General features: G+C 50.9%; 21 protein-coding genes. 12 read left to right on the top strand and 9 right to left on the bottom strand.

Annotation, left to right across the window (positions count from 1 at the left end):
- Nucleotides 1-293: 293 nt before the first annotated feature.
- The 10 genes from typA to WH279_RS10675 all read left to right on the top strand — a co-directional run bounded on the left by typA (nucleotide 294) and on the right by WH279_RS10675 (nucleotide 11,641).
- Entirely contained in the window at nucleotides 294-2,117 is a 1,824-nt protein-coding gene (gene typA, locus WH279_RS10720; RefSeq protein ID WP_133846473.1) for a ribosome-dependent GTPase TypA, read from the top strand.
- Nucleotides 2,118-2,258: 141 nt separating this feature from the next.
- Complete coding sequence (yihX, locus tag WH279_RS10715; protein ID WP_339456475.1) at nucleotides 2,259-2,855, top strand: glucose-1-phosphatase; 597 nt, start codon at nucleotides 2,259-2,261, stop codon at nucleotides 2,853-2,855.
- Nucleotides 2,856-3,728, top strand: coding sequence for a virulence factor BrkB family protein (locus WH279_RS10710; RefSeq protein WP_339456473.1), 873 nt, complete (start codon nucleotides 2,856-2,858; stop codon nucleotides 3,726-3,728).
- Nucleotides 3,725-4,162 carry a D-aminoacyl-tRNA deacylase gene (dtd, locus tag WH279_RS10705; protein ID WP_339456471.1) on the top strand — a complete coding sequence of 146 codons (438 nt, stop codon included), beginning with the start codon at nucleotides 3,725-3,727 and terminating at the stop codon, nucleotides 4,160-4,162. The genes WH279_RS10710 and dtd overlap by 4 nt, the downstream gene beginning before the upstream one ends.
- Nucleotides 4,163-4,221: 59 nt before the next feature.
- A complete protein-coding gene (fabY, locus tag WH279_RS10700) occupies nucleotides 4,222-5,160 on the top strand; it encodes a fatty acid biosynthesis protein FabY (protein ID WP_339456469.1) in 939 nt (312 codons plus the stop codon).
- A 405-nt stretch (nucleotides 5,161-5,565) separates the two neighbouring features.
- On the top strand, nucleotides 5,566-6,111 hold the full coding sequence (locus tag WH279_RS10695) for a fimbrial protein (RefSeq protein ID WP_339456467.1): 546 nt from the start codon (nucleotides 5,566-5,568) through the stop codon (nucleotides 6,109-6,111).
- Nucleotides 6,112-6,604: 493 nt separating this feature from the next.
- On the top strand, nucleotides 6,605-9,085 hold the full coding sequence (locus WH279_RS10690; RefSeq protein WP_339456465.1) for a fimbria/pilus outer membrane usher protein: 2,481 nt from the start codon (nucleotides 6,605-6,607) through the stop codon (nucleotides 9,083-9,085).
- A 28-nt stretch (nucleotides 9,086-9,113) separates the two neighbouring features.
- The gene (locus tag WH279_RS10685) at nucleotides 9,114-9,875 is read left to right on the top strand and encodes a fimbrial biogenesis chaperone (RefSeq protein ID WP_339456463.1); all 762 of its coding nucleotides are present in this window, start codon (nucleotides 9,114-9,116) and stop codon (nucleotides 9,873-9,875) included.
- Nucleotides 9,876-9,997: 122 nt separating this feature from the next.
- Nucleotides 9,998-11,086 (top strand): fimbrial protein, encoded by a 1,089-nt coding sequence (locus WH279_RS10680; protein WP_339456461.1) that lies wholly within the window; start codon nucleotides 9,998-10,000, stop codon nucleotides 11,084-11,086.
- Nucleotides 11,087-11,092: 6 nt separating this feature from the next.
- Nucleotides 11,093-11,641, top strand: coding sequence for a fimbrial protein (locus WH279_RS10675; protein WP_339456459.1), 549 nt, complete (start codon nucleotides 11,093-11,095; stop codon nucleotides 11,639-11,641).
- A 64-nt stretch (nucleotides 11,642-11,705) separates the two neighbouring features.
- Here the strand turns inward: WH279_RS10675 and rluF are convergent, their stop codons facing one another.
- From rluF to gmk, 8 genes are all read right to left on the bottom strand, one after another.
- A complete protein-coding gene (gene rluF / locus WH279_RS10670; protein ID WP_339456458.1) occupies nucleotides 11,706-12,578 on the bottom strand; it encodes a 23S rRNA pseudouridine(2604) synthase RluF in 873 nt (290 codons plus the stop codon).
- An 84-nt stretch (nucleotides 12,579-12,662) separates the two neighbouring features.
- Nucleotides 12,663-14,345 (bottom strand): AsmA family protein, encoded by a 1,683-nt coding sequence (locus WH279_RS10665; protein WP_339456491.1) that lies wholly within the window; start codon nucleotides 14,343-14,345, stop codon nucleotides 12,663-12,665.
- Between the two features lie 116 nt (nucleotides 14,346-14,461).
- Nucleotides 14,462-15,850 (bottom strand): nucleobase:cation symporter-2 family protein, encoded by a 1,389-nt coding sequence (locus WH279_RS10660; RefSeq protein ID WP_339456456.1) that lies wholly within the window; start codon nucleotides 15,848-15,850, stop codon nucleotides 14,462-14,464.
- Nucleotides 15,851-15,950: 100 nt separating this feature from the next.
- Nucleotides 15,951-18,032, bottom strand: a complete 2,082-nt coding sequence (gene recG / locus WH279_RS10655; RefSeq protein ID WP_339456455.1) for an ATP-dependent DNA helicase RecG — start codon at nucleotides 18,030-18,032, stop codon at nucleotides 15,951-15,953.
- Nucleotides 18,032-18,727, bottom strand: coding sequence for a tRNA (guanosine(18)-2'-O)-methyltransferase TrmH (gene trmH, locus WH279_RS10650; protein WP_339456453.1), 696 nt, complete (start codon nucleotides 18,725-18,727; stop codon nucleotides 18,032-18,034). The genes recG and trmH overlap by 1 nt, the downstream gene beginning before the upstream one ends.
- Before the next feature lie 86 nt (nucleotides 18,728-18,813).
- Nucleotides 18,814-20,937, bottom strand: a complete 2,124-nt coding sequence (gene spoT / locus WH279_RS10645; protein WP_133846463.1) for a bifunctional GTP diphosphokinase/guanosine-3',5'-bis pyrophosphate 3'-pyrophosphohydrolase — start codon at nucleotides 20,935-20,937, stop codon at nucleotides 18,814-18,816.
- Between the two features lie 19 nt (nucleotides 20,938-20,956).
- Nucleotides 20,957-21,232 (bottom strand): DNA-directed RNA polymerase subunit omega, encoded by a 276-nt coding sequence (gene rpoZ / locus WH279_RS10640; RefSeq protein WP_133846462.1) that lies wholly within the window; start codon nucleotides 21,230-21,232, stop codon nucleotides 20,957-20,959.
- A gap of 56 nt (nucleotides 21,233-21,288) precedes the next feature.
- A complete protein-coding gene (gmk, locus tag WH279_RS10635) occupies nucleotides 21,289-21,912 on the bottom strand; it encodes a guanylate kinase (protein ID WP_200643474.1) in 624 nt (207 codons plus the stop codon).
- A gap of 259 nt (nucleotides 21,913-22,171) precedes the next feature.
- On the opposite strand from gmk, the gene ligB reads away from it, so the two are divergent.
- On the top strand, nucleotides 22,172-23,854 hold the full coding sequence (gene ligB, locus WH279_RS10630; protein WP_339456438.1) for an NAD-dependent DNA ligase LigB: 1,683 nt from the start codon (nucleotides 22,172-22,174) through the stop codon (nucleotides 23,852-23,854).
- Here the strand turns inward: ligB and WH279_RS10625 are convergent.
- Nucleotides 23,851-24,468, bottom strand: coding sequence for a trimeric intracellular cation channel family protein (locus WH279_RS10625; RefSeq protein ID WP_339456436.1), 618 nt, complete (start codon nucleotides 24,466-24,468; stop codon nucleotides 23,851-23,853). The two genes, ligB and WH279_RS10625, sit on opposite strands and share 4 nt — an antisense overlap.
- Nucleotides 24,469-24,957: 489 nt before the next feature.
- On the opposite strand from WH279_RS10625, the gene WH279_RS10620 reads away from it, so the two are divergent.
- Nucleotides 24,958-25,602 carry a response regulator transcription factor gene (locus WH279_RS10620; protein WP_339456434.1) on the top strand — a complete coding sequence of 215 codons (645 nt, stop codon included), beginning with the start codon at nucleotides 24,958-24,960 and terminating at the stop codon, nucleotides 25,600-25,602.
- Nucleotides 25,603-25,662 lie beyond the last annotated feature (60 nt).

Raw genomic sequence — 25,662 nt, 5'->3', positions numbered from 1 at the left:
GAGTATTTGCGAAATCTATGCCAACTTTTTTATTTAACGAAAAAAGCGCTATGATGCGCCCTCTCGTGAGACGAGGACTGCACCACGATGGAAGTCGCGCACCATTTTGGTGCCATTGAATGATAAATGGGCACTCTTTTGGTGCAAATTTTCGTCCAAGTGCAATGTTTGCACTGAAAATGGCTGTAAATGCAATCCGGACAGTTATCTTTATATGAAATTTGTGATCCTGTTCAGTCCTTCGATTAATCCGTGTACAATAGCGCGCTATTTCTAATGCCTGAGGCAAAGCTGTGATCGAAAATTTGCGTAACATCGCCATTATTGCCCACGTTGACCATGGTAAAACTACCCTGGTTGATAAGTTGCTGCAGCAGTCCGGGACCTTTGATGCCCGTACCGAAGCAACCGAACGCGTAATGGACTCCAACGATTTGGAGAAAGAGCGTGGGATTACCATCCTCGCAAAAAACACCGCCATTAAATGGAATGACTACCGCATCAACATCGTGGATACCCCAGGACACGCCGACTTCGGCGGTGAGGTTGAGCGTGTGATGTCAATGGTCGACTCGGTGCTGCTGGTTGTGGATGCAATGGATGGCCCGATGCCGCAAACCCGTTTCGTGACCAAAAAAGCGTTTGCTAATGGTCTGAAGCCGATCGTGGTAATTAACAAAGTTGACCGCCCTGGTGCGCGTCCTGACTGGGTTGTTGATCAGGTGTTTGACCTGTTCGTTAACCTGGATGCGACCGACGAGCAGCTCGATTTCCCGATTATCTATGCTTCAGCCCTGAACGGTATTGCAGGCCTGGATCACAACGATATGGCGGAAGACATGACCCCGCTGTATGAGGCGATTGTTAAGCACGTCTCTCCACCACAGGTTGAGCTGGAAGCCCCGCTGCAGATGCAAATCTCTCAGCTGGACTACAATAACTACCTGGGTGTTATCGGTATCGGCCGTATTAAGCGCGGTAAAGTGCGTCCTAACCAGCAGATCACTGTGATCAACAGCGAAGGCAAAACCCGTAACGCTAAAGTCGGTAAAGTTCTGACCCATATGGGCCTGGAGCGTATCGAAGCGACTGAAGCGGAAGCCGGTGACATCATCGCTATCACCGGTCTGGGCGAACTGAACATCTCTGACACCATCTGTGATACTCAGAATGTGGAAGCGCTGCCAGCCCTGAGCGTTGATGAACCAACGGTCACCATGTTCTTCTGCGTTAACACCTCTCCGTTCTGCGGTAAAGAAGGTAAGTATGTGACTTCACGTCAGATCCTTGACCGTCTGAACAAAGAACTGGTGCACAACGTGGCACTGCGTGTTGAAGAAACCCCAGATGCTGACGCCTTCCGCGTATCAGGTCGTGGTGAACTTCACCTGTCAGTTCTGATCGAAAACATGCGTCGTGAAGGTTTCGAGCTGGCGGTATCCCGTCCAAAAGTTATCTTCCGTGAATTCGAAGGCCGCAAGCAGGAGCCATTCGAAAACGTGACCCTCGACATCGAAGAACAGCATCAGGGTTCTGTGATGCAGGCGATGGGTGAGCGTAAAGGTGACATGAAAAACATGGATCCGGATGGCAAAGGCCGTGTGCGTCTCGACTATGAGATCCCAAGCCGTGGTCTGATCGGTTTCCGTAACGAATTCATGACCATGACTTCCGGTACCGGTCTGCTGTACTCCACCTTCAGCCACTACGATGATGTGCGTCAAGGCGAAGTTGGCCAGCGTCAGAACGGCGTGCTGATCTCTAACGGCCAGGGTAAAGCAGTCGCGTTCGCCCTGTTCAGCCTGCAGGATCGCGGTAAGCTGTTCCTCGGCCACGGTGCTGAAGTGTATGAAGGCCAGATCATCGGTATTCACTCACGTTCTAACGACCTGACGGTGAACTGCCTGACCGGTAAGAAGCTGACCAACATGCGTGCTTCCGGTACTGATGAAGCCACCACTCTGGTTCCACCTCAGAAAATGACCCTCGAGCAGGCGCTTGAGTTCATTGATGATGATGAACTGGTCGAAGTGACGCCACAGTCTGTACGTATCCGTAAACGTCACCTGACTGAAAACGACCGTAAGCGCGCAAGCCGCGGTCCGAAAGAAGCGTAATAGCGCTTTTCTCAGGGCCGGAGTTTTCTCCGGTCCTGAGCTTCCTTCTGAATCTTCTCCGCAGTTTTCAAAATCCTCACCTGTTCAGTCTCTCCATTTACCGCTAGAGTGAATAACTCACCGGAACAAAAGGAGATGGCCATGCTGTATATCTTTGATTTAGGTAACGTCATTGTTGATATTGATTTCAACCGGGTTCTCGGTGTCTGGAGCGATCTGAGCCGTGTACCCCTCTCGACGCTGCAAAGTCGTTTTCAAATGGGGGAGAGTTTTCATCAGCACGAGCGTGGTGAAATAAGTGACGAAGCGTTCGCACAAAAAATGTCTGATGAGCTGGGGCTGTCATTAAGCTATGAACAGTTTGCTGCCGGTTGGCAGGCGGTGTTCGTCGGCGTGCGCCCGGAAGTCATTGCCATCATGCACAAATTGCGTCAGCAGGGTGAGCGCGTGGTTATCCTGTCAAACACTAACCGTCTGCACTGCCAGTTCTGGCCGTCACAGTATCCGGAAGTGAATGCAGCCGCCGACAAAGTCTATCTGTCGCAGGAAATGGGGTTGCGTAAACCTGAACCGGCGATCTATCAACGCCTGCTGAACGAAGAAGAGTTCTCCGCTGAAGAAGCGATCTTCTTTGATGATAACCCCGATAACATTGAAGCGGCGCGCAAGCTCGGCATTCACAGCCTGCTGATTACCGATGCCAGCGTGTTACCGGCTTTCTTCGCCGATCGCCAATAAATGCGCTTTCTCAATCATTATCGGCACCGACTACGGGCCTTTTGGGCATGGGTGAAGCTGCTGTGGCAGCGCATTGATGACGACGGCATGACCATGCTGGCCGGGCACCTGGCCTATGTCTCGTTACTGTCGCTGGTACCGCTGATCGCCGTGGTTTTTGCTCTGTTCGCGGCTTTTCCGATGTTCTCAGACGTCAGTATTCAGCTGAAGAACTTCGTTTTTAACAACTTTGTACCGGCGGCCGGCGCGACCATCCAGAACTATCTGGAGCAGTTCGTGGCCAATGTCAGCAAGATGACGGCGGTGGGTGTCGGCGGGCTGGTGTTTACCGCACTGCTGCTGATGTATTCAATCGACTCGGCGCTTAACGCCATCTGGCGCAGTAAACGTAAGCGTCCGCTGGTCTATTCATTCGCCGTTTACTGGATGATCCTGACGCTGGGTCCGCTTCTGGCGGGTGCCAGCCTGGCGATCAGCTCCTATCTGCTTTCGTTACACTGGGCGACAGTCAGCGGCGTGAGCATGCTGGTGGATGTCGGGTTACGGATATTCCCGCTGCTGCTCTCCTGCCTGTCGTTCTGGCTGCTCTACAGCATTGTCCCGACCACCCAGGTGGCAGGGCGCGATGCGCTAATCGGTGCGGTCGTTGCCGGGTTACTCTTCGAACTGGGTAAAAAGGGCTTTGCGCTGTATGTTACGATGTTTCCCTCGTACCAGCTGATTTACGGCGTGCTTGCTGTTATTCCCATTCTTTTTTTATGGGTTTACTGGACCTGGTGTATTGTTTTATTAGGGGCGGAAATTACCGCTACGCTGGGGGATTACCGCCAGCTTAAACAAGAAGAACAAGAAAGAGAGAACGAAGAATCATGATTGCCTTAATTCAACGGGCGTTATCCGCTAGCGTGACAGTGTCGGGAGAGACCATCGGGGAAATCGGACCAGGATTACTGATTTTACTGGGCGTGGAGAAAGGCGATACGCCTGAGCACGCGAAAAAGTTAGTCGATAAAGTCCTTGGTTATCGTATCTTCGGCGACGAAAACGACAAAATGAATCTCAACGTGCAACAGGCGGGGGGAAGTGTTCTGGTCGTGTCGCAGTTCACGCTGGCGGCTGACACCAAAAAAGGGATGCGTCCGAGTTTTTCCGGCGGTGCTGTACCCGCTGATGCCGAAAAACTGTATGAGTATTTCGCTGCCTGCTGTCGTGATAAAGGAATAGCCACGGAAACCGGGCGTTTCGCTGCTGATATGAAAGTGGCGTTGATTAATGATGGCCCCGTGACCTTCTGGCTGCAGGTTTGAAGCAGCTAGCCGAGCGGCAAAGGAATGGCCTGGCGGGACCTGAAAGAGAGAACCATTTTATGTATCACCTCCGCGTGCCAGAAACTGCAGAAGAGTTAGATACCTATTACCAGTTCCGCTGGGAGATGCTGCGTAAGCCATTACACCAGCCGATGGGCTCAGAACGTGATGCCTGGGATGCGTTGGCGCATCATCAGATGGTCGTGGACGAACAGGGCAATCCGGTGGCTATCGGGCGGTTGTATATCAATGCCGATAACGAAGCTGCCATCCGCTTTCTCGCCGTACATCCGTCTGTCCAGGGTAAAGGCCTGGGCACACTGGTGGCGATGACGCTGGAGTCTGTTGCGCGTCAGGAAGGGGTCAAACGCGTGGTGTGTAGCGCGCGTGAAGATGCGGTCGATTTCTTCTCTAAGCTTGGCTACCTCAATCAGGGCGAAATCACTGCGCCGCAAACCACGCCGGTACGCCATTTCCTGATGATTAAACCCGTGGTGACACTGGACGATATTCTGCACCGTGCCGACTGGTGTGGGCAGTTACAGCAGGCCTGGTATCAGCACATTCCGCTCAGTGAAAAAATGGGCGTGCGCATTCTGCAGTATACCGGTCAGAAATTTATCACCACGATGCCGGAAACCGGCAATCAGAATCCTCACCACACATTGTTTGCCGGAAGCCTGTTTTCACTGGCGACGCTCACCGGGTGGGGGCTTATCTGGCTGTTGTTACGTGAACGTCACCTTGGCGGGACGATCATCCTGGCCGACGCCCATATTCGTTACAGTAAGCCTATCAGCGGCAAGCCGGGTGCAATCGCTGACCTCGGATCACTGTCTGGCGACCTTGACCGTCTGGCGCGTGGCCGTAAGGCGCGTGTGCAACTGGAGGTGGAACTGTTTGGTAACGATGTGTCGGGTGCGGTGTTTGAAGGGGTATATATCGTATTGCCCGCCGACCCGGACGGCCCTCTGGAAGAGGGGGGCTGCGGGCTTTAAATCGGTCGCATAGCTGGCCAGTGGTAGATGGCTCGCCAGTTTTGCGACATTTTATGCTAAATATTCATATCTCAATTTTTTAAGAATTAACCGTAGCAATAACTCCATGTGCGCAGAAATAAATTTTTTGCGATCTGCAAATTGCTGATAAATATAATTATTTTTTTTAAATTTTCCCATTGCATCCTAAATCCCAATAGTTAGTTGTCAATCGTGCTTCATTGATAATATTTTCTGTAACGATGGTTATAAATGTCGAAGTTTCTATACCTTTAATGAAAATAAATATTTTTTTATTTTTGATGTTATTATGCATCGAATTAATACCACCTAATAGGCTTATAGGTTTACACGTAAACATTAAGCCTTAAAGTTTAATGACTAAATTTCATCAAGGATGCTAAAATGAAATTCAATAAATTTCTGATCGCTGCTGCTATTTCTACCACCGTTGTTTCTTCAGTATCGGCATTTGCTGCTGATGACACAATATCTCCTACTGTAGGTGAAATTCAGTTCAAAGGTGAACTGGTGAACTCTGCATGTGGATTAGCGGCTTCTTCCAGCCCGTTATTAATCGACTTTGGTCAAATTACAACGTCAAGCCTGAAGAATAGTAAGCATGCGGGTAATGTTCGGAAAGATATTGAGTTACAGGGCTGTGATACTACCGTGGCTAAAAGTGTAAAGGTAACGTATAACCCGAATACTGTTGATGTAAAAGACCCGACCCTGGCTGCATTTACCTCCGGTACCGCAACGGGTGCGGGTATTGGCTTAACTGATAGTGGTAACCAGCCGGTTAAATGGGGGGTAGCTTCTACGTCAGTAAACCTGGTGGACGGCGCTGTTAAAATTCCATTTGTTGCCTATGTTAAAGCAAATGGCGATACCGATGTGACGCCAGGTACATTCCAGTCATCAGTTAACTTCAAGATTGATTACCAGTAATTTTAATGGCGTTAAGAAATCTGTTTTAAGCATATTAACCCTGGTAAGTATGCCTCATGGAATTATGCCAATGGGTATGCTGTATTACCGGGGTTATTTTTTTAAAACTTGCGTTAGCAAAGACCGCAGTAACACAGCCTGCTAAGACAGAGCCGGTGATAACAAAACCCTTTACCACCAAGTTGACCAGGTGTTATCTGGAATGCATGACCCACCCAGGTATACCTTACCAACGCGCGAATATGACGTTTATCGGTGCTTCTCGGAGCCGTCGTTCACCATTTTTTAGGTAACGTCATGAGAGCCTGCATCTGACTATCATATAGTCAATGGTCATGATGAGAAAAATTTACTGACTTACTAATCTCTGACAGAAGAAAAATTAAAGCTAGTGATTTTTATGCAAATGTAAATTTCTTTATGGACTATTTGTAAAAAAATAGATGGATTTTTTACAAATATACCTCCCTGTACGACAGGGAAGGAATATCGGATGTTTTTTTACCTAAAAAACAAGCGGAGATTGTTAATTGTCAATTTAACGCTCTGCTTATTTGTTCGCTACGTTTATGCTGAAAATGATTCTGTTGAGTTTAGTGTCGATGCGTTGGATGCATCTGACCGTAGTAATGTTGATTTAAGTCGATTTTCTGAAACCAATTTCGTTTCACCTGCGACCTATCTTCTCGATCTTAAAATAAATGGTAAGGTTTTTAACCGATTAAAAATAACATATATCTTGTCGCCAGAGAATGAGAAAACCAGCCTTGCCTGTTTAACCGATGATGTAGTGAATTCACTTGCTCTTAAAGAGGATGCATTTAAGCTTATCCGTAAAATCAATAATCACTGCTTGGATATTACCACTATCCCCAATGTCACTGTGGAAAACCACGATGGTATGCTGGATATCACCATTCCTCAGGCGTGGATGAAATATTCAGATCCGGACTGGGTCCCGCCGGAACGCTGGGATCATGGTGTGCCTGGTATCCTGCTGGACTATAGCGTAAGCGGACAAACGTCTCGTCAAATAAGACCACAGAGTACCAGCAGTGATGTTTCCGCGTATGGTCAGGTTGGCGCTAACCTGGGAGCGTGGCGCTTTCGTGCTGAATATCAGGGAAGTTATTCCCCTGACGATCACAGGAAGCGTTTTGACTGGAACCAGATTTACGCTTATCTGCCTTTGCCGATGCAGGCTGCAAAGCTCACTGTGGGTGAAATATACCTTAACTCCCAGGTGTTTAACTCGGTGCGTTTCACCGGGCTCAATCTTGCCAGCGATGAGCGCATGTTGCCGCCTAATCTTCAGGGTTATGCGCCGCAGATCCATGGTATTGCCAAGAGCAGTGCCAAAGTCACGGTAAGCCAGAATGACCGTATCATTTATGAAACCACGGTACCTGCAGGCCCGTTTAATATTCAGGATTTAAACAGTGCGGTGCGTGGTGCTCTTGATGTGAAAGTCGAAGAGCAGGACGGCAGTATCACCACTTTTCAGGTTAACACGGCCAATATCCCTTATCTGACTCGTCCGGGATATATCCGTTACAACACCTCCGTGGGTCGGCCGTCGCAGTACAACCATAAACTGGAAGGTCCGGGTTTCTTTACCGGTGATTTCTCATGGGGGGCAAGTAACACCTGGTCATTGTACGGAGGTGCGTTGTTAACCGGACGTAACTATAACGCATGGTCCTTAGGGCTGGGACGAGACATGGATATGCTGGGTGCGTTATCAGCAGATGTCACACAGTCGATAAGTAAATTGCCTGGGGACAGTGCCCAGCAAGGGATGTCGTTCCAGTTGAGTTATGCGAAAACGTTTGATGAGTACAACAGTAGTATCACTTTTGCGGGCTATCGTTTTTCTCAGAAAAAATTCAGGACCTTGTCTCAGTATCTCGATGAGCGTAATCGGAGCCGCGACCGCTATGGCCGCGAGAAAGAGATGTACACGATTACGGCTAACAAGACCCTGTGGATGGATAATCCCGATTTAAGAACCACCGTCTATCTGACCTATACGCATCAGAATTACTGGGATCAGACCGGGCAAGACCGTTACAGCTTTTCTGTGGGACGAGCGTTTCGTCTTGCCAATATTGATGGCATTTCAGCCAATCTGTCCTTCTACCGTTCAATTTACCAGGGGCGCAAGGATGACAGTTTAGCGCTTATGTTCTCAGTGCCGATCGGTAACAGCCGCTGGGCAGGATATGAGATGCAGACGCAGGGAAAAAAAAATACGCAAATGGCATCGTACAGTGACAGCAGTGATTACAACAATCTCTGGCGTATGCGTACAGGGGTTGGCAGTGACGGTAAAGCTGCAGTGGATGGCTATTACCAGCATCGTGCCCAAATGGCGCAAATTGACACCAATATTAGTTATCAACAGGATCGCTTTGTCTCCGTTGGGGGGACCGCCCGGGGTGGTCTGACGGCAACACGCTATGGTGCTGCGCTTCACAACAGCAGCAGCACACTGGATACCGCCCGTATCATGGTGGATACCGGTGGGATCGCCGGTATACCGCTCAATGATAAGACGGTAAAAACGAACTATTTTGGTATTGGTATCGTTCCTGATGTCGTCAGCTACAGTAGTTTTGATACACGTGTCGATGTTGATGCGATGGATGATGATATTGAAATTAGCCGTGCAATTTCCACCAATACGCTGACAGAAGGGGCGATTGGCTATGAACGTTTTAATGCTGCTCAGGGGGAAAAACTGCTGGCAGTGATTCGTTTAAGCGACGGTAGTTATCCGCCGTTTGGTGCAGAGATATTTAACAGCGATGGTGTGAACGTCTCCATGATTATGGACAACGGCATTGCCTATATTTCCGGGGTTAAACCTAATGAGAAGTTATCAACGGTCTGGGAAGGAATAACGCAGTGTTACATTGTCGTTCCTCAGAAAGTGACTCGTGATCAGGTGCAGATTTTAATGCCCTGCCAGTAAATTAATTTTATACAGTGAAAGTATCCATATGAACATCGCATCAATTTTTAAAAAAACGGCTACAGTGGCAATGTTAAGTACGGCAGGGATAAGTACCGCCATGGCGGGTATTTCTCTTGACCGCACCCGATTAATTCTCAACGGAGACAGTCAATCAGCAAGTGCTAATTTAATTAACACCAGCCCTGACGTGCCATTTCTGGCTCAGTCATGGGTTGAAGATGCTACTGGGAAAAAAATAACGTCGCCCTTACTGGTTTTGCCAGCATTACAGAGAATTAATGGCAACGAGAAAGGGGTAATACGTGTGACCAAAACCACAGGTATTGATGCATTACCTCAGGACCGGGAAACTATTTTCTATCTCAACGTCAGAGAAATCCCACCGAAATCAACGAGAGCCAATGTCCTGATGCTTTCTATGCAATCGCGTATAAAACTGTTCTATCGCCCGGCGTCTGTTATTCCTAAAATACAAGGGGCCGTATGGCAAGACCAGATTGTCTTTCGTAAACAAGGGAAAAAAATGGTCGCAGAAAATCCAACCCCTTATTACATTACGCTCATTGGTCTGACAAGAGATGTTGCCAATAAAACAGGTGAGAAACTGACCACGTTTCCTGGCATCATGATTGCGCCAAAATCATCGGTTGATATCACTCTTTCAGACAGCAGCGTGAGCGGTTTTAAGATGATGTACGTCAATGATTATGGCGGTCACCCCGATATCCGTTATGGTTGTGATCTGAATGTGTGTAAAGCATTACCTTCGGATCAGCAGCCCAAATAATTCAGCAGAAATGACGCACGTGAACCAGAGTACGTTGCTAGCATCGCTTGAAGCGACCAAGCGTCATACCAGTGCAGGGCAATATCTGATTATGCTGTATATCAAGATGGGGGTATTTACAGGTGGAAAAGTCAGTATCAGGTGTTACGAGAAATTTTAAAAAAAATATTATTAATAAGGTCGTGATGCTGGTGACAGTTGTGCCTTTCTTTCATCCTGCCTGGTCTTTCAGGGATGGCGAAATCTCAAATGTACACGGTACCTATCAGTTCAATATTCCATTGAAATCTCTGGATATTACAAATAACACCCCTGGTGCTACAATAAGTACTAGTTGGAGTGTTAGTCAAGACTATCGTGCTAATACTCACTGTTCTAAAGAGATAGAAGTAAATGATTCGGTATATTATACGAGTAGAACGAAGATGCCTTCATCAACAGTGAATCCAGGGTATCTTTTCCTAAATGACTATTTTGATGTAAAGGTGGAGATGTATATTTCGGGAAATTATAATGCTTATGTTTCCGTGCCCTTTACTAATGTGTCTAATAATTATCCTATGAAAGTAAAATGTGTTCCGCCATATTCAGCTCTGGGGTTTTCAGTGGGAACCGGTAATAGTGGACGAGTGATTTTTAAGACCACCAGGCCTATCGTTAATGGAATGAATGTGAATAAGCTGGAAGCGATAGAGCTTTATGGAAGATTAGGAAATGGCCCGGTACCGACTACCAAAGCCCTGTCAAGGGTCGTCCTGGAGTTAGGCATTATAACAGTGCCGGATAAGTGTGTGATTAATAAAGGAACGCCCATTTCTATCGAGTTTGGCCCCGTTGGCAGCACCAGCGCCCAGTTGAATGGTGAGAATTATAAAAAACCTCTTTCCATCGAGGTAGCGTGTTCCGGTGGAAGCTTCGATAGCGGAACACTGGCTGTTAAATTAGGTGTCCAGCCGGCAGGTTCGGGGACCGCAGGCTTCAACAGGAACTATTTGGGGACCACAGGAACGGTGAATCGTAAAGATTTGGGCATTGTTATTCGCAACAAAAATAATGAGGTGGTTAAACCCAATACCTTTTCGACAATCGACAGTTTTAGTGCTGGCCGCGGGCGCTGGGATCTAACGGCGGCTCCGATTGCTAAGCCGGGAACGGATATTCCCGAAGGCGAGTTCAGTTCCAGCGCCAGCATTGTGGCGTCGTTCAATTAGGGCGTAATGATGGTGACTTTTCGCTACTTACTTTTTGGGGCTTTATACCCGCTTTTAACCGGCAGTGCATTGGGTGCTGAACTCACCGGCACAAGTGTTCATTTTCACGGTACGGTGGTTTCTCAACCGTGCAGCGTTGCGCCAGGCAGTGAAAAAATACTGGTAGACTTTAAACACGTGTCTGTTAAAGATTTTTATCTGAATAAAACGTCTACGCCGGTTCCCTTTTCAATCCGGTTGGTCAACTGCACAACGGCCGTTTACGATTCGGTCACGGTGACCTTTAGCGGCGAGGAGAACAGTGAATTATCCAACCATCTGACGATACATCCTGTGTCGGGGGGAGGTGCTGCGGGGGTCGCGATCGGCCTGAAGCTACAGAATGGTCAGTCCGTTGAGCTGAATAAAGCGACGCCGTTAACCCGGCTCTCTACTGGTAATATGAACCTGGGTTTTACGGCTTATCTGGAAGGGGAGCCTGACGCACTGCATAAAAGAGAAATTTATTACGGCCCGTTTACCGCCTCGGCCCGTTACACCCTAAATTACCAGTGATAACACTCAGGTCTTTGGGCAACAAGACCTGAGCGTGTCTTCGGCAATGACTCTCAGAGTGGCCTTAGCGGCCCTTTTTCTTACGGCCTGGCTGGTCAAAACGTTTGCGACCCGCCGGACTGGAAGGGGCTTTATCGGCGGATTTCGCCCCGCCTGATACCGGCTTTTTCGCGGTCGTTTTTTTTGCCGGAGCTTTCTTCGCGGATTTATCTTCTGAGGACGAATCCTCAATCAGTTTAAATAACGCGACCAGTTCATCGTCGGTCAGGTCGCGCCATTCTCCCGGCGGCACCCCCTTCAGGCTGATGTTCATAATACGAACACGTTCCAGCTTGGTGACCTCGTAGCCAAAGTGCTCGGCCATACGGCGAATCTGACGGTTTAGTCCCTGTACCAGTGTAATGCGAAAGACAAACGGAGCTTCTTTCTTCACTTTACATTTTTTGGTCACCGTACCGAGCATTGGCACGCCTGCGCCCAGACCGCGAATAAACTCTTCGGTAACCGGCTTGTTGACGGTCACGATGTACTCTTTTTCGTGGTCGTTACCGGCCCGGAGGATCTTATTGACCAGATCGCCGTGGTTGGTTAGTAAGATCAATCCCTGAGAGTCTTTGTCCAGGCGGCCAATAGGGAAGACGCGCTTGCTGTGGTTAACGAAATCAACGATGTTGTCGCGCTCTCCATCTTCCGTGGTGCTAACGATACCGACAGGCTTGTTCAGTGCAATCAGCACCAGATCGTCTTCGTTACGCGGTTCAATAAGCTGACCGTTCACTTTCACCACATCGCCGGCAAAGACCTGATCGCCCACCGAGGCACGCTTGCCGTTAATAAAAACATTTCCCTGTTCGATGTAACGATCGGCATCGCGGCGAGAACAGATACCGCTCTCGCCAATGTATTTGTTAAGACGAATGGATGAGTTAGTCAGCATAGTTCCCCCGTAAAAAAGCGGACTATACCTTACCCGCGAGAGGTTGCGAAGCCCGGACGGGGCAGATATTGCCCCGAACGAGAATTACTGCGCGCCAGCGAGCTGGCCTGCCTGCATGGTCTGTTGCACCGATTTATCGCCTGCCGTCACTGTCAGCGCGCCATTAGCAGACGATTTCAGTGATTGTGCCGCCGACAGACTGCCCTGTAATTTCAGCTGGAGATTGCCGTTACCCTGCAGTGGCACCTGTGGCCAGCCCCAGTCATGTAACACATTCACGGGCACCTGACGGCCACTCAGGGTCAAGGATAGCGCACGTTGCGGTTGCTGGCTGACCGTGGCCAGGCCCTCCAGCATACCTTCATGGCTGAAAGCACTCATCTCCGTCACGTTGATGCTGTTATCCCCGGCGTTGAGTGCCAGCGAGGGATGGCGCAGGTCGACACGGTTAAACGTGGCTTCGGCGGCATTGACGCTCAGATCGCCTGACCAGATTCCCCACTGATGTTGACGAGCCATCAGCAGATGGTTGCCCGTACCGTCCAGTGACGTCATCTGGAATGGGAAGTCCGGATTGATATCGATAATCAGGTTGCGGTTAGCGCTGAATTTGATTACCTCAACGCTTGCAAGCCAGGAGGGCAGAGGTTGCATCCAGTGATCACGCCAGTTCAGCGGCAGGGTATATTCCAGCCCGGCGATGACCAGTTCATCCAGCGTCAGTTTTTTGTCGCTGCGCGTCCAGTTTCCCTGCGCCCGCACCAGGCCGTTGACCCAGCGAGAGCTGAACTGCGTGAGCGTCACGCCCTGCGCGGTGAAGTCCATATTGGCAATCGGATCGTTCAACTGCATGCTGCCATTCACAAAACTGCTGGCATTCATCGACAGTGAGCCGTTATCACTTTCCCAGTCGCCGTGACTGATGCTCAGATCTTTTAAGGTCAGGTCGAGATCGGTGACAGCCCAGTCTTGCCCTTCAAGGCGCGCATCGGTCACGTCAACACGATCAAAGTGCACCGCCGGCAGTGCGCGCAGGGGCTGTATGAAATCGCTAAGGTTTTTATCACTCTGAAGACGGATGCTATTCAGACGTAGATTGGATACCTGCCAGACGCCTTTCACATCGCGCTGTGCGCTGGCGGTGACGGATCCCAGTGCCACATCGGCACCCAGATTACTGAGGATAAGCTGCTGTCCTTTCAGACTGCCCTGAATCAACACGTTGGAGGCGGGAATGCCCTGCAACGTTAGCGAACCTGCACTCATCTGGAAGCTGGCCTCGTTGCCGAGCACCTTACCGGCTTCCGGTTTCCATGGCATCACCCCGCCGTCAACCCGTTGCGCCTGTAACGGCCACCCACCCTGGTTGCGGTTTAACGCCATCTTGCTCAGCAGCAGGCGGTCGGCTTGTAATGAAAGCGGCGCGCTCTTTTCGCTGAGGTTGAGTGTTCCCTGCTCAAGACGAATGCTGGCGAAATGGAGTGGATTACTGAACTGGATTAGCCCAAGCCCGAGATTGACGCGTTTAGCCACCAGTGTTGCGGGCTGGCCTTTACGGCCGAAGGAGACATTGTTTAACAGCAGATGGCTGGGATCGGAAAAGTCATGCTCCATCTTACTGAGTGATAGCTGATAGTCACTGTCGGCACTGACCTGACGGCCAATCCAGCCTGCACCCCACTGGGTTTGCAGCAGCACATAGACGGTGACTATCACCAGCAGCAGCATGAGCAGCAGGGTGAGTAATACTTTGCCGAAGAACTTCATCACATCCATCCCTATGAATTCTGGTAATGGATTGTTATGCCTGATTTATCGCCGTATCTCAACCTGTCCCGGCTTCGGGCGGAATTAATCCGCCCGAAGCCGGGACAGAGAAAGGTTTATTTTTCCTGCGGGAAAACCAGATTCAGAATGATGGCAGTGATACCGCCTGCGGCAATACCGGAAGAGAGCAGCGTTTTCAGCCAGTCAGGGGCAAATTGTAAAATCAGCGGCTGCTGAGAGACGCCCAGACCGACAGCTAACGATAGTGCGATGATCATAATCGCACGGCGGTTCAGCGGCTCGCGTGACACAATCCGCACGCCTGAAGCGGCAATGGTACCGAACATCACGATGGTGGCACCGCCGAGGACAGGCTCAGGAATATGCTGCACAAAGCCACTGACCGCCGGGAACAGACCGAGCACGATCAGCATTAATGACACGACAAAGCCGACATAGCGGCTGGCCACGCCAGTTAACTGGATCACGCCGTTATTCTGCCCGAAGCACGAATTGGGGAAGGTATTAAACAATGCCGAAACAAACGAGTTAAGGCCGTTGGCCAACACGCCGCCTTTCAGACGCTTCATATACAGCGGGCCGCTGACCGGTTGTTCGGAGACATCAGAAGTGGCGGTGATATCACCAATGGTTTCCAGCGAGGTCACCATAAACACCAGCATCAGTGGGATCAGTAAGTTCCAGTCGATGCCTAACCCATAATAAAACGGAGTAGGAATGGCGATCAGCGCGGTATTTGCCGGGGCCGTGTTTTCCGGCAGCATGCCCATTGCCCAGGCCAGCAGATAACCGACTGCCATCGCAATCACCAGCGATGCAACGCGCAGATAAGCGTTACGCTGGCGATTCAGCAGAATAATCACCGCCAGCACAGCACCTGCCAGCAACAGATTTTTCGGCGCGCCAAAGGTGTGATCGTTCATCGCGGCAAACCCCCCACCGATAGAGGTCAGACCGACCTGGATCAACGACAGGCCGATAATCATCACGACAATACCGGAAACCAGCGGAGTAATAACACGACGTGCCAGATGCAGTACGCGTGACAGTGCCATCTCTGTACAAGATGCCAGCATCAGCGTGCCGAACAGGGCTGCCATCATCGTTGGGACGTCAGTGCCGCCGTTTTTCAACGCCAGACCACCCATAATCAGTGGTGTAACAAAATTGAAGCTGGTGCCCTGAATCGACAACAGACCGGAACCCACCGGTCCCCAGGTTTTGATTTGCAGGATGGATGCCACGCCGGAAGCAAAGAGGGACATACTGATAATATGCTGCGTATCCTGCGCAGGCAGGCCAAGTGCCTGGCAAATCAGCAGTGCCGGAGTAATCACGGCAACAAACATCGCCAGCAGATGCTGACAGGCTGCAAACAGGGTTTGCGGTAACGGCGGACGATCTTCAAGGCGGTAAATCAGTTCGCTTTTGCCGGTAGCAACAGGGCTACGGTCGGCGGCAGCATCTTGGGTTTCAACGGACATCTTCAGGCTTCCCGGGGCAATAAAGTGGCGATTTTAATCTTCTTTTGCGTAAAAGCAATCGTTTGCCAACGTGACGAACAGGAATCTAAAACATTCATGATCAGGCGTTGGTATAGCGTTCGGTTTCCGGTAGCCAGCGTTCAATCAGGGCGACTGCCTGCTCCGGATAGTGCTGATGAATATGGCGTGCCACGCGCTGAACTTCAGGGATCATTGCCTGGTCACGTAGCAGGTCGGCCACTTTAAACTCGGCATTACCGGTTTGACGCGTCCCGAGTAGCTCACCGGGGCCGCGAATTTCGAGATCGCACTGGGCAATGACAAACCCATCGTTGCTGTCGCGTAACACCTGTAAGCGCTTTTGAGCGGTTTTGCTTAATGGGGCTTTGTACAGCAGAACACAATGAGAGGCGACAGCACCACGCCCTACGCGCCCGCGTAACTGGTGAAGCTGTGCGAGACCCAGGCGTTCAGGATTTTCAATAATCATCAGGCTGGCATTGGGAACGTCCACCCCAACCTCAATCACGGTAGTCGCAATCAGCAGGTGGATCTCACCCTGTTTAAACGCCAGCATGACGGCCTGTTTGTCCTGGGACTTCATACGGCCATGCACCAGCCCGATGTTCAGCTCAGGTAGGGCCAGCTTCAGTTCTTCCCAGGTGGCCTCGGCCGCCTGCGCTTCCAGCAACTCGGATTCTTCAATCAGCGTACAGACCCAGTAGGCCTGGCGACCTTCGCTGCCGCAGGCGCCTTTCACTCGCGCTATGATATCGGCGCGGCGCGTGTCCGGGATGGCGACCGTTGTCACCGGCGTTCTGGCGGGGGGCAGTTCGTCAATGGTGGAGGTATCCAGATCGGCATAGGCGGTCATTGCCAGGGTTCGGGGGATGGGGGTGGCTGTCATGATCAACTGATGCGGATGGAAGCCCTGCTCCTCACCTTTTTCCCAAAGCGCCAGACGCTGGTGGACGCCAAAGCGATGTTGCTCATCGATAATCACCAGCGCAAGGCCGTTAAACTGTACCTGTTCCTGGAAGATGGCGTGGGTACCGACAACCATTGACACCTGACCGCTGGCAATGGCTTCCTGTTGTGCGATGCGCGCCTTACCTTTCTGCTTTCCTGCCAGCCAACCCACTTCCAGCCCCAGTGGCGCAAACCACTGACGGAAATTATTCGCGTGCTGTTCGGCTAATAGCTCGGTCGGTGCCATCAGCGCCACCTGCTTGCCATAAGCAATCACATTCAACGCAGCCAGTGCGGCGACCAGCGTTTTACCTGAGCCAACATCACCCTGTACCAGGCGCATCATCGGATAATCGTGGGCAAGGTCAGTTTCGATCTCGCGTACCACGCGTGCCTGTGCGTGGGTGGGTTTGAAGGGCAGCGCCGCCAGCAGTTTTTCACTCAGATTGTGGCGGGCCTCCATCGGCAGCGCATGATAGCGCTGCGCCCCGGCACGCACTGCCAGCATGCTGAGGTTATGCGCCAGCAGTTCTTCCATAATCAGACGTCGCTGCGCCGGATGGGTACCGCTGTCGAGATCGGTCAGCGCCATATCGGGCGGCGGACGGTGCAGGGTTCGTAACGCATGGGGCAGGCTGATTAACCCCTGGCTCAGTTCTGGCGGCAGCAGCTCAGCGATCGCACAGGTGTCCAGCAGGGTTAATGCCTGATCGGTCAGGTTGCGTAGCGTGGCCTGGCGTATACCTTCGGTGGTGGAGTAAACCGGTGTCAGCGTTTCCTGAAGCTCAGTGACGCTGTGATCGCCCTGCACCTTATATTCGGGATGGATGATTTCGGCACCGCGTTGACCCCGTTTAATCTCACCGTAAGCGGTGACGCGCCGCCCGGTCGCGAGGCTGTTTTTCATTCCTGCATTGAAGTTAAAAAAGCGCAGGGTAAGCACACCGCTGCCATCGCTGATCTGACAGGTCAGCATTCGGCGGCGGCCAAATGAGATATCGGTATGCAGGACTTCACCTTCGACCGTGGCATAAATCCCCGGCAGCAGGTCGTTAATCGCATACAGTTGGGTACGATCTTCATAGCGCATTGGCAGGTGTAACAGCAAATCCTGCACGGTCAGCAGGCCCAGTTTGGCCAGTTTCGCCGCCTGGCTGGCACCCACGCCTGATAGCGTGTTAAGCGGCACTGCATCCAGCAGGCGGCCCTGCATTATTTACGCGCCCGGGACTGCATTGTGGCCCACCATTCCGGGTCGGCAACGACTTCACCCCGATCGTTGATTTCCGGGTAGGGCAGCCCTTTATGTTTTGCCACGCGGGCCAGCACCGGGTAGCCACCTTCAAACAGCAGGCGCTGCTGTTCACTGTATTCCAGCGTGCTCTCTGCGCGCAGATACATGCCGGCGTTTTGCCGCTGGCGCTGGGCCTCATAGAGGATCAATGCAGAGGCAACGGACACATTCAGTGATTGCACCATCCCAATCATCGGAATGATGATGTCCTGATCGGCGAGATCGAGTGCTTCCTGGGTGATGCCTGTTTTTTCCTGCCCCATCAGAATACAGGTCGGGCGGGTGTAGTCGATTTCACGAAAATCGACGGCTTTATCGGAAATATTGGTCGCCAGAATTTGCATGTTCTGGTCTTTCAGGTGTGTGACGGCGTCGGCGATTGTGCGGTGGGTTTTAACCTGCACCCAGCTGTTGCTGCCCGCAGCGGAAGAGACCATGGTGCGCATACGGCTCCCTGGCCACACCGCGTGGACTTCATGTACGCCAACGGCATCAGCAGTACGGATCACCGCCGAAACGTTATGAGGTTTATGCACCTGCTCCATACACACTGTCAGATCGTGCTGACGGGCGGCAAGCATTGCGCGGATGCGGGCATAACGTTGAGCATTCATGCGAAGTAGACTCCCTAAAAATAAGTCATTCCGTCAGACCGGCGATCGGGGAGCAGGAAAAGACGGAGGTTTGCTCCGTCATTCCCTTAATTGCGATTGCGGTGCACCTTGATCACATCCGGCATCACGCGGATTTTACGCATGATATTCGCCAGATGAACACGATCGCGCGCCGTCAGACGGATAAAGGCGCTGTACACACGACCATCCTTCTCTTCGGTGTTCAGGCTCTGAATATTGGAAGCGGCGGTATTGATCGCCGCAGTCAGATTGGCCAGTGCGCCCTGGTGGTTAAACATATCCACTTTAATTTCAGCCACAAACTCCTGCTCGGTGACCTTGTCCCACTCGACCGCCATGTATTTTTCGGGCTCTTTCTGGTAACCACGGATATTACGGCAGGATTCATGGTGCACGACCAAACCTTTGCCGGGACTGACGTGAGCAACAATCGGGTCGCCGGGGATCGGACGGCAGCACTTGGCAAACGTGATTAATACGCCATCAGCCCCTTTGATCGGCAGCTTGCTACGCGTACCGCTGGTTGTTGATGTGCTGGTGGCCGGAGCATTCTGGTCGCTTTGTTGCAGGTTTTTCGCCACGACCACACTCATTGCGTTACCCAGACCGATTTCAGCCAGCAGGTCGTCAAGAGACGCCATCTTCATGCGCTCCAGCTCATGCTGGACGTTAGCTTCAGGGATCTCTGCCAGTTTACGGCTGCCACCCAGCGCATGATTAAGCAGACGACGGCCGAGGCTGACGGAGTCATCACGCTTAAGGTTTTTCAGCAACTGACGGATTTTGGCGCGTGCTTTGGAGCTGACGACAAAGTTCAGCCAGGCGGCGTTCGGACGCGCGCCTGGTGCAGTAATGATTTCCACGGTCTGGCCGCTGGTCAGGGACTGCGACAGGGGATAAGGCTGGCGGTCAACGCGTGCACCGACGCAGGCATGGCCAATGTCGGTGTGAACGGCGTAGGCAAAGTCTACCGGTGTGGCACCCGCGGGCAATTCGACAATACGCCCTTCTGGGGTGAAAACGTAAATCTCATCCGGGAACAGATCGGATTTCACGCTCTCAATAAATTCAAAGGAGCTACCGGCACTTTGTTGCAGTTCCAGCAGGCTCTGCAACCAACGCTGTGCGCGGATTTGTGCGGTGGTGCTGCTTTCGCCCTGTTCTTTATAAGCCCAGTGCGCCGCTACCCCCATCTCTGCCATCTGATCCATATCTTCAGTACGGATCTGCACTTCAACCGGGACGCCGTGAGGACCGATCATTGAGGTGTGCAGGGATTGATAGCCGTTGGCTTTAGGAATGGCGATGTAGTCTTTTACCCGGCCTGGGCGCGGTTTATATAAACTGTGCATCTGGCCCAGCACGCGGTAGCAGGTATCCACATCACGCACGATCACCCGGAAAGCGTAGATATCCATAATCGAATGGAACCGTTGTTCTTTCAGGTGCATTTTGCAGTAGATGGAATAGAGATGCTTCTCGCGACCGCTGACTCGGCGGGTAATTCCCGCTTCTTCGAGGCGGCCGTCAATTTCAGAGAGGATTTTCTGAATCATCTCTTTACGGTTGCCACGCGCGGCTTTCACCACCTCTTTAATCACGCGATAGCGGTTCGGATACAGGGCTTCGAAGCCCAGTTCTTCCAGCTCGGTTTTCAGGTGGTGTATACCCAGGCGGTGTGCCAGTGGGCTATAAATCTCGAGTGTTTCTTGCGCAATACGGCGTTTTTTGTCCGGACGCAGCGCACCCAGGGTGCGCATATTATGCGTGCGGTCGGCCAGCTTGATCAAAATGACGCGGATATCTTGCACCATCGCCATGATCATCTTGCGGAAGTTTTCAGCCTGCGCTTCTTTTTTGTCGCGGAACTTCAGTTTATCAAGCTTAGAAACCCCTTCAACCAGTTCAGCAACCGTCTGACCGAACAGCTGTTCCATATCCTGGTAAGTGGCGGGGGTGTCTTCGATAACATCGTGCAGAAGTGCGGCCATCAGTGTTTCATGGTCGAGCTTCATTTCAGCCAGGATGCAGGCCACGGCGACCGGGTGGGTGATATAAGGCTCACCGCTGGAGCGTGTCTGTCCCTCGTGAGCATCACGTGCGACAAGATAAGCTTGCTTGAGGCGCTTAATTTGCTCCTCAGGCAAGTATTTTTCAATCAGCTGATTGAGGCTTTCAAACAGATACAAGGCGGGCCTTCAAAGCGAATTAACGACGACCTTCAGCGATAGCGGTAACAGCCTGCAATTCAGCGGCTTCCTGCTCTTGCTGCTCCTGGCGATCGCGTACGTCGAGGATCTGATTCGTGATCAGGCCTTCTTCGATTTCGCGCAGCGCGATAACGGTAGATTTGTCGTTCTCTTCAGGAACCAGTGGGTCTTTACCACCAATCTGCATCTGACGTGCGCGACGTGCTGCTACCAGAACCAGGTCAAAACGGTTACCAATTTTTTCTACTGCGTCCTGTACGGTTACGCGTGCCATAAGTGTGATACTCCACGGGTGGTGACGAAATGACTGGGCATCATACTGAGTTGTCCTCAGTCTGCCAATAGTTTGCTGATTAAAGCATCATGACGGGCTTTTTGACGAGCCATGCGCAGACGCTCTGCACGAATAATGTTTTTCAAATCGGACAAGGCCAGATCGAAATCATCATTCACGATCAGGTAATCATACTCTGCGTAATGGCTCATTTCGGCAACAGCCTGCGCCATACGTTTAGTAATCACTTCTTCGCTGTCCTGGCCGCGGCCACGCAGGCGGCGGTCCAGCTCGTCTTTCGACGGTGGCAGCACAAAAATGCTGCGGGCTGCCGGCATTTTCTCGCGAATCTGTTTTGCACCCTGCCAGTCAATATCAAGAAACACATCAACGCCGGTCGATAACACTTGTTCAATCGCTTTACGCGATGTTCCATAGTAATTGCCGAACACTTCAGCATGTTCGAGGAACGCATCTTCGCTGATCATGGTGCGGAATTCGTCGTGATTGACGAAGTAGTAGTGCTCACCGTGATTCTCACCCGGCCGTACCCCACGTGTGGTGTGGGAAATAGATACCTGAGTATCGTACAGCGGTTGCGTTTTTAACAGCGCCTGAATCAGACTGGATTTACCCGCGCCGCTGGGGGCGGAAACAATAAAAAGTGTACCTTGAGCCATGATTATTCTTGATATGCCAATAAAGCGGAGTCTACTTCCTGCACAGTATACACAGGTGCAGCGCGTGATGCAGCGTTTAGGCCCGGTAATACGCCTTTTTCTGTAGAAATGGACAATGTTTCGCAAGTTTTTGTTGGGTGATGCGTGCTGCCGCAGAAACCCCTGAAGCCAGTTCTCATCATCCCGCTTTCCCCCTCGCCAGTTTGCCTTCGCTGCGTTTTACTGCCGGATATTCATTGAATGTGCAGGAGAAGTAGGGATGCACTATCTGATTTTACTGGTCTGGTTTTTGAGCCTCGGGGTTTCGGCAACGTGTCCGGTCTGGGCACCCACACGCGCTGAGGAGGAAATCGCGGCTCTTGAAGCCCAACTCATGCAGTGGGATGACCTCTACCATCGTCAGGGGAAAAGCGTGGTAACCGATGAGCACTATGATGCTCTGCACAGCAAGTTACAGCAGTGGCAACGTTGTTTTCATCCCACCTTAGCACCTCACCCGCCACTGCTGACGACCGATGGTAAGGTGCCACATCCTGTCGCCCATGTTGGGGTTCGAAAACTGTCCACTAAGGATGATGTAGCGCACTGGATGATGAATAAGCGAGAACTCTGGGTACAACCGAAGATTGATGGTGTGGCGGTTACGTTGATGTACCGTCAGGGAAAACTGGTAAAGATGATCAGTCGCGGTAACGGCCTGAAAGGCGAAGACTGGACGGCAAAAGCTGCGTTGATTAACGATATTCCCCTTACGATTCCGTTGTTGTCCAGGCAGCAGGTTTTTCAGGGCGAGTTGTATCTCAAGATGACCGATCACCATCAGGCTACTGATGGGGGGAGAAATGCCCGCTCAATTGTGGCGGGAGCATTAATGGCAAAAACACCAGCCGACGTGCTGCCGCATATCGGTCTGTTTGTCTGGGCATGGCCAGACGGACCGGAAAATTTAACACAGCGCCTGTTGGCTCTGCGTCAGGCGGGTTTTCCCGATGTCAGTGAATGGACGCACAGAGTGACTGGCGTAGACGAGGTCGAAAGCTGGCGTGAACACTGGTTCCATCAGCCGTTGTCCTTTGTTACCGATGGTGTTGTGGTACATAGCCTCCCATCGGAACAGGGATGGAACTGGATACCAGGCTTGGGAAGCTGGGCGGTGGCCTGGAAATATCCCCCACCGCAAGCGACCAGTGAAGTCCGTTCCGTGGCATTTTCTGTTGGCCGTACCGGAAAAACGAATGTGGTGCTCATTCTGCAGCCAGTACAGTTGGATGATAAGCGCATTAGTCGGGTGAACGTCGGCTCAGTGTCACGCTGGCGGCAATGGAATGTGATCGCCGGAGACCATGTGAGCATTGATCTGGCGGGCCAGGGGATCCCGCGTCTGAATGAGGTGCTGTGGCGGGTGGCGCAGCGAGAGTATCCTCAGTTTCCTGATGCGACATATTTCAGTCAACTTAGTTGCCTCCATCTGACACCTGAGTGTCGGCAGCAGTTCCTTGCACGGCTGGAATGGTTGAGCAGTAAGTCTGTGCTTAATCTGACGGGGTTGGGGCGTCAGAGCTGGCAGCAGTTGCTTCAGTCGGGCTATCTAACACACCTGTTTTCATGGCTGGGATTGTCGCTGGAACAGCTGAAGGTAGTTCCTGGAATCGGGGAGGCGAGAGCTCATCTTTTCTGGCAGCAATTCCGCTTGAGTCGACAGCGGCCATTCAAGCGTTGGGTCCGGGCATTAGGTGTTCCGATCCCTGAGAAGGCCATGAATACACTCGCAGATGATAGCTGGTCGCAGCTATTGTCACGCTCGGTAGAGGAATGGCAGACGTTACCTGGTATTGGTGGCGCGCTGGCGCAAAAAATTATCAATTTCCTACAACATCCAGAAGTGCGGCAACTTATTCATGGGTTGGAGGAGTCGACCGCCCGGGCTACATCGTCAGATTAATGGTCATCGTGCGGGTAATTGAATACAGGCAAGCCCAGTTTGAAACGAAGGGCCAACAAACGAGCGATGAATCCGGCTAGCAGCGTAATGATAATGACAGTTTCCATTGGTAGCGCAGTTTTAAGCAACAAAATGTAGACCCAACCGGAGGCGAAGGCGATACCAGCATAAAGCTCTTTCTGAAAAACCAGGGGTATCTGGTTGCAGAACATATCGCGGAGAACACCGCCAAACACACCCGTCACGACGGCACTGATGGCCGCAATAATTCCAGCATGCCCCATATCCAGCGCGACCTGCGCGCCAATGATGGAAAATACCACCAGGCCTAATGCATCCAGGACAAGAAAAACCTTACGAAGGTGGGGCATCAGGGGGGCTGCCAGCGTAGTAATGACGGCGGCAGCAGCAACAATCATTATATATTCAGGATGTTTCACCCAACCGAGTGGGTAATGTCCAAGCAGCATATCGCGAACTGAGCCCCCGCCAATCGCAGTGACAGACGCGATGATGATTACACCGAACATATCCATCTTGCGACGACCAGCCGCCAGTGCGCCTGTCATTGCTTCCGCTGTAATACCGATGATGTAAAGGACCGTGAGTAACATTGCCATCTCCTTAAAACCTGCCGCAATCCTAAGGGGTTAGCGCCAAAACGGCGACTGAAATTTTCTCAGGGAGAGCTCTGTCGGATGAGGTGGCTCAACGGGATGGCATTAATGGTGAATACCTTAGCAAAACAATAAATGCGCGGAGGAGAAATACGAACAGGTGTAAGTGGATGTTATCACCATAGAGTCTGTGTGATTTTATTGATTATTATTGATTAATAAATAAGTCTTTCCGTAGTTGATTTTCTAGTTATATTTCACGATCTTTTTGTTCTAAAATGTTCAGATTTTACTTATAAGTATCCGGCTATTTATAATTCCCATCATTAATTTTTGTTTTTTTCATTGCAGGTCTGTTTATGGGTTTCTGTTATTTGACGCAAATTGCTTGCCATTCCGTACTGAGCGCACTTAAGATGTTTCGTGCAATTGTTAATGGACCGTATGTTTATTAAGGGCTGTGATGATAATCTACATGGAGGGAGTATGTCTAACCGGCACACAATAGCAATCTCTGATGACCACCCACATATCATATATTCGGTAAAGATGCTGTTCGAAAATAGTGATTTTTTCGTTGTTTCAAACGAAACAATATGTGGGAAAAACTTATTGTCGGGTCTGGCTTCTAAACCAACAGACATAGTTATTACTGATTTTTCATTGAGTTCAGACCGTTCTACGATGGATGGATTTGCCAAGCTTCGTGCCCTAAAGGGGCGATTTCCAGATGTGAAGGTTGTCCTACTTACCTCACAAAGTAATACAGCCATTCTGAGAAGTGCATGCGATTATGGCGTAAAGTCAATCGTTAGCAAATCTGATCCTGTAGAGGAAACGGTAATGGCTTGCCAACACGTCATGACACAACAAGGATATTTCTTTTCTACATCATGTAGCCACATTAGGAATTATCTAATAAAAGGGAAGGAAAAGGGAAGTCCTCTTACGCCTAAAGAGTTAGAAGTGATAAGACTATTCTCTTCTGGATATACCTTGTCAGAAATTGCAGTGCGCCAAAACAGAACCATTAGCACCATTTCCACTCAAAAGTACAATGCGATGCGTAGACTGGGTGTTTCCTCTAACATTGAACTGATACGCTATGCATACGCAAAAGGGTTAATCTAGTTTTAAGTGTTGTAAGGTAAAAATAGTATTTTGTTGGAAAGTGACTTCCATCTATTTCAC

The organism is Erwinia sp. MYb375 (assembly GCF_037479175.1).
Taxonomy (GTDB): Bacteria; Pseudomonadota; Gammaproteobacteria; order Enterobacterales; family Enterobacteriaceae; genus Erwinia; species Erwinia rhapontici.
The sequence above is the reverse complement of the archived record's forward strand: the minus strand, read 5'-3'. Positions and strand labels throughout refer to the sequence as shown.

Coding starts and splice junctions, on each gene's coding strand:
- WH279_RS10620 (WP_339456434.1), top strand. CDS start 24,958: ATGTCTAACCGGCACACAATAGCAATCTCTGATGACCACCCACATATC.
- dtd (WP_339456471.1), top strand. CDS start 3,725: ATGATTGCCTTAATTCAACGGGCGTTATCCGCTAGCGTGACAGTGTCG.
- yihX (WP_339456475.1), top strand. CDS start 2,259: ATGCTGTATATCTTTGATTTAGGTAACGTCATTGTTGATATTGATTTC.
- WH279_RS10625 (WP_339456436.1), bottom strand. CDS start 24,468: ATGTTACTCACGGTCCTTTACATCATCGGTATTACAGCGGAAGCAATG.
- gmk (WP_200643474.1), bottom strand. CDS start 21,912: ATGGCTCAAGGTACACTTTTTATTGTTTCCGCCCCCAGCGGCGCGGGT.
- recG (WP_339456455.1), bottom strand. CDS start 18,032: ATGCAGGGCCGCCTGCTGGATGCAGTGCCGCTTAACACGCTATCAGGC.
- rpoZ (WP_133846462.1), bottom strand. CDS start 21,232: ATGGCACGCGTAACCGTACAGGACGCAGTAGAAAAAATTGGTAACCGT.
- trmH (WP_339456453.1), bottom strand. CDS start 18,727: ATGAATGCTCAACGTTATGCCCGCATCCGCGCAATGCTTGCCGCCCGT.
- WH279_RS10690 (WP_339456465.1), top strand. CDS start 6,605: ATGTTTTTTTACCTAAAAAACAAGCGGAGATTGTTAATTGTCAATTTA.
- WH279_RS10695 (WP_339456467.1), top strand. CDS start 5,566: ATGAAATTCAATAAATTTCTGATCGCTGCTGCTATTTCTACCACCGTT.
- rluF (WP_339456458.1), bottom strand. CDS start 12,578: ATGCTGACTAACTCATCCATTCGTCTTAACAAATACATTGGCGAGAGC.
- WH279_RS10665 (WP_339456491.1), bottom strand. CDS start 14,345: ATGAAGTTCTTCGGCAAAGTATTACTCACCCTGCTGCTCATGCTGCTG.
- WH279_RS10675 (WP_339456459.1), top strand. CDS start 11,093: ATGATGGTGACTTTTCGCTACTTACTTTTTGGGGCTTTATACCCGCTT.
- WH279_RS10685 (WP_339456463.1), top strand. CDS start 9,114: ATGAACATCGCATCAATTTTTAAAAAAACGGCTACAGTGGCAATGTTA.
- ligB (WP_339456438.1), top strand. CDS start 22,172: ATGCACTATCTGATTTTACTGGTCTGGTTTTTGAGCCTCGGGGTTTCG.
- fabY (WP_339456469.1), top strand. CDS start 4,222: ATGTATCACCTCCGCGTGCCAGAAACTGCAGAAGAGTTAGATACCTAT.
- WH279_RS10660 (WP_339456456.1), bottom strand. CDS start 15,850: ATGTCCGTTGAAACCCAAGATGCTGCCGCCGACCGTAGCCCTGTTGCT.
- WH279_RS10710 (WP_339456473.1), top strand. CDS start 2,856: ATGCGCTTTCTCAATCATTATCGGCACCGACTACGGGCCTTTTGGGCA.